This is a genomic window from Vibrio sp. 10N.222.46.A1 (assembly GCF_041473595.1).
Classification (GTDB): Bacteria; Pseudomonadota; Gammaproteobacteria; order Enterobacterales; family Vibrionaceae; genus Vibrio; species Vibrio tasmaniensis_A.
The window spans coordinates 1-4718 of the sequence record NZ_JBFRSN010000598.1 but is presented as its reverse complement, the minus strand read 5'-3'; the positions used below and the strand labels follow the sequence as shown (position 1 = coordinate 4718).

Genomic DNA, 4718 nt, shown 5'->3' with positions numbered 1-4718 from the left:
TAGGTTTTCAACCACAAGTGCGTTACGGAATAGCTCTTTAGACTGTTCGAAACGGATGAATGGGTTTTGACGGCTAGACGCTTTAACTTCGTCTAGTTGGATCTTATCGATCTGCTTAGCACGAGACGTTGCTTGCTTCGCTTTAGATGCGTTAGCAGAGAAACGAGATACGAACGTTTGAAGTTCAGCAATTTGTGCTTTCTTCTTAGCGTTGTCAGACAGTAGACGTTCACGAGCTTGAGTCGCAGCCGTCATGTACTCATCGTAGTTACCTGGGAATAGACGAAGTTCGCCGTAATCAAGGTCAGCCATGTGTGTACAAACAGAGTTTAGGAAGTGACGGTCGTGCGAAATGATGATCATTGTGCAGTTACGTTGGTTTAGCGTATCTTCCAACCACTTGATGGTGTCCATGTCCAGGTTGTTCGTTGGTTCGTCAAGAAGCATGATATGCGGGTCTGCAAACAGTACTTGAGACAATAGAACACGAAGTTTCCAACCTGGTGCTACTTCGCTCATTAGACCGAAGTGCATAGATTCTTCAATACCTACCGCAAGAAGAAGCTCACCCGCTTTCGCTTCTGCCATGTAACCGTCCATTTCAGCGAACTGAACTTCAAGATCAGCTACCTTCATGCCGTCTTCTTCGCTCATTTCAGGCAAAGAGTAAATGCGGTCACGCTCTTGCTTAATAGCCCAAAGCTCTTTGTGACCCATGATAACCGTGTCGATTACCGTGAATTCTTCGTAAGCAAATTGGTCTTGGTTTAGTTTAGCTACGCGCTCGTTTGGATCGTAGCTTACGTTACCAGCACTTGGCTCAAGTTCACCAGATAGGATCTTCATGAACGTCGATTTACCACAGCCATTCGCGCCGATTAAACCGTAGCGGTTGCCTTCGCCGAACTTAACTGAAATATTTTCGAAAAGTGGCTTAGCGCCGAATTGTTGGGTGATATTTGCTGTGGAGATCAATGCCGTTACCTTTTTAATGTGAAAAACGCCGCAACGTTACTTGTTCGGGGCTTTAACTGCAAGTCTTGATTGCAATTACCCGCTATTAAGTGAGTGATAACCCAACCAAATCATAGTTTGAGCTGACTCACACTTTTGATTTTCTATTTATCGACGAAAAGCCGCTGATTTTCAGGGAAAACAAAATATCAAACGGCGCCCTAAAATGGGAGAGATATAACGTCCCAAATCATGCCGACCATTGAATATATCGTATGCTGATTAGTTACAGTAAAACCAACCCGATCAAAGCACGCACAGACATAGCCAATATGCTCAAATACTAGCCTAATCCCTGACAATTTCATGACAAAATCGATCGAAACAGGAATAAAGTACTCGCCCCCGATACGGGGTTGGATTTCACAAAGTAAGATTATCTAACTATAGTAATCCTAACCTCATAATTCTAAGAGACTTTTATGCGTTCACTATCGCGCTTCTTACTCCTCACTTTAGCCATTCTCTCATGGCCTAGTCATGCCAACTTGGAATATGACTTACAATCTCAGCCGCAGGTATCCGATTCTGCTGTTGACCTCGATGCTCGAATTGATTCGTTACCCGATCCCCTCTTTATGGAGTCGTCGGACCGACGCCAAGTCAATATCTTGTTAGCTGAAGTTCTGCGAGTTCAAAAGCAGGAAATCAAAATCTTCGAGCAACAGATAAAAGCTTATAGAGATAACAACGACGTCGCTCAATGGTTTGAGGTTCAAACCAGTTACGTCACTTTGAATAGCTTAAACGTCAGTAAACAACATCTTCTGGAACAGACGAGCTCTGCGAACAAAGAGCGCTTAACCGGTTTTGGCCCTTATGGTGTTACCCAGTTTAAGCAAGAATGGGAATTAACTAAGCTCAATATTGAGTATCTTGCATACTTCCAAATCCGAAGCTTCAAGGCGTTAGTTAACGATATCTTTATTTCGCCCGTACCTGTGATTGGTGCGTCGTTAAAAGTGTTGTTCATCTATTTCGGTTTAGTGTGGTGGCTTGCTAACAGCACTCGCTTAATTGAGTTGTTTCGAATTAACTTTCTTGAAGCGAAAACGAATCCTCCTTTCTTGGTTCGTGTCATTTGGTACATCAGCCGCGCTGAAATTGCGATTGCTTGGCTAATTGCCATCACATTGTCATTGAGAGTGCTTTCTAGTATCCCTAGTCTGCAACATTTGATTTTCCTGGAGATCTTCACGTGGTGGATTCTAGGTGGTTCGATTGCCATCAGCTTTATTTTGGAATTTGCCTACCGTTTGGGTCGTACATCCAATCAAGAAGTGATCGCGCTGCGCCTATCGACTATCCGCCGTTACGTGTGGAGCTTCATCGTAGCGGGTGTGATTCTGCAAATATCAAGTATTACGCTAGGCAAAGGCACGATTTATAGTTGGATATATAGTGCTCTGTTTTTCTGGTTTGTATTGGTTACGGTTTCAGTGCTCAGGTTATGGAGGGCGAAGGTCTTCGATACACTTCAACACATTTCTGAACGTCCGGTATGGGTGAGTTGGGCGGTAAACCGTAAGGGTACGTTCATACTTAATATATTGGCGACAGCCATTGGTATCGTGTGGCTGAGCGTTTACAACTTCCAACACCGAATTATGGCCCTTCTGTCTAACTACACGCTGTTTAGCCAAGCTTTAGCGTATCTGTTTAGAATCGAAGTAGCTAAGCAGTCAGATCTCGATAAGAATCAGCAAAACTTGGTTCGAATCAAAGGCGATCAAACGTATGAATACATTCTGCCGGGTAATATAGACAGCACGTTAATTGACTATGCCGGTGACGAGGTTAAGCAACTGTCTCGCTACTTGATGTCAGACAGCCCGGCTATCTGTATTGTTTCAGGCGAGCGTGGTGTGGGCGCGACAACGCTGCTTTATACTTTGCTGCACAAAGTATCTAACGCTGAGCCCGTATATGTAAGCTGCCCTTACGCGGGTTACCAAGAGCTGTTGGCACATCTAGCCGTGAGCATCGGCTTGGAAGAAGAAGCGACTGAAATTCAAATATTAGCGCACCTTCGTAAGAGCAATACCACTTACCTTATCGCGATAGATAACGCTCAACGACTGGTGAAACCAATGGTTGGCGGTCTGTCTGATTTGATTCGTTTGACCAACCTTCTGCGTCGTTCTAAAAAGAACCACCGTGTCGTGATATCGATCGCCAAATCAAGTTGGCGATTTGTGGATAGAGCGCGTGGTGAGCGTCTGCTGTTTGATTTGGTGTGCTTCCTTCCGCGTTGGACAGAGAAACAAGTGGGTGAACTTCTAAATAGCCGTATCAATACGGAGCTTGAGAAGCCGTTGTCTTTTGATGGCTTAGTGGTCCCTAAGCAATGGGACCAAGATGACATGAGTGAAGAAGAACGTGCACGCCAAGGTTTCTATCGAATTTTGTGGCACTACTCTGATGGCAACCCTACCGTTGCGCTGCGTTTCTTCCGACTCTCTTTGAACCGAAATAAAGAGACAGATCAAGCGGTAGTACGTTTATTCCATGTCCCTGAAGCGCAGGAACTAGAGAATATGCCTAAACCTATGTTGGCTGTACTTCGTTCTATTGTACAACTGGAAATCGCTTCTCCAGAAGTGTTGTCTGAATGTACACAGCTGAGCACGGCAGAGATAACGGGGATTCTGCGTTACTTTGAAAGCCGTGGTTATATTGGTTGGCATGAAGAAAAGGCTCGAATTTCCGAGCACTGGTTCCGCCACATTACTAACGTTCTTGATCGTCAACATCTACTGGTGAAGTAAAATGAAGAAGTTATTTATCCTACTATTTGTTGGCTTGGCAAGTGCTGTCAGTTTCCCGACCTTTGCGACGGAAGAGTTAGCTAACGTAGAAAACATCTCTAAGATAGCGAGCTTGGTGCGATGGAGCGGCGTGTTCTTCTCCATGATCGTTATTGCCGCAATGTGGTTGTTGCTTAAGTTCATCAATTCGTTAGTGACCAGTTTTGGTAGTCAGTTCGTGCAATATCGAATGCTGCTACAAAAGCTGCAATCGTTTACTCAGTTCTTTATCTACGTGAGCACCGGTCTTATCGTGTTCATGATGAGCTTTAGAATCAACGACCAAATCTTAGCTTTGATTGGTGGTACGCTCGCCGTGTCGGTCGGCTTTGCGCTTAAAGACTTGGCAGCATCGTTTATCGCCGGCATCACTGTGATGATTGACAGACCGTTTCAGGTTGGTGACCGCGTCACGTTCGAAGGCAACTACGGCGACATCATCACCATTGGTTTACGTTCGGTACGAATGAGAACCCTGAACGATGACATCATTACTATTCCGAACAACAAGTTCTTAAATGAAGTGACCACCAGTGGTAACTATGGCGCATTGGACATGCAAGTGGTGATTCCGTTTTACGTCGGTATGAATGAAGACATCACCCTAGCCCGCGACCTGATTCAAGAAGCCGCGTCTTCAAGTCGTTACATACACTTGCCAAAGCCTGTAACGGTTCTGGTTAAACAGACGATTACCGACAACTACCTAGCGATACAGTTGACGTGTAAGGCTTATGTGGTGGACACCGCGTATGAGAAATTGTTTGAAACCGACATTACCCTGCGTGTGATGAAAGAGTTTAAGAAGCACAACATCAACCCACCGAAGATTTCAGTGGCAGCGCATTAGGCTTTTCATATTTTAGACGCTTGTAATTGTTCGACATGGCTTGTAAT

General features: G+C 44.8%; 3 protein-coding genes. 2 read left to right on the top strand and 1 reads right to left on the bottom strand.

Going from position 1 to position 4718, the window contains the following annotated elements; translation table 11 throughout:
- Nucleotides 1–975: ATP-binding cassette domain-containing protein (locus AB4496_RS16725; protein WP_372131413.1), on the bottom strand; the 975-nt coding region annotated here is incomplete at its 3' end.
- 461 nt (nt 976–1436) lie between these two features.
- Here AB4496_RS16725 and AB4496_RS16720 point away from each other — a divergent pair.
- A complete protein-coding gene (locus tag AB4496_RS16720; protein ID WP_009846737.1) occupies nt 1437–3782 on the top strand; it encodes an ATP-binding protein in 2346 nt (781 codons plus the stop codon).
- A gap of 1 nt (nt 3783) precedes the next feature.
- Entirely contained in the window at nt 3784–4671 is an 888-nt protein-coding gene (locus tag AB4496_RS16715; RefSeq protein ID WP_009846738.1) for a mechanosensitive ion channel family protein, read from the top strand.
- The last annotated feature ends 47 nt before the right edge of the window (nt 4672–4718 follow it).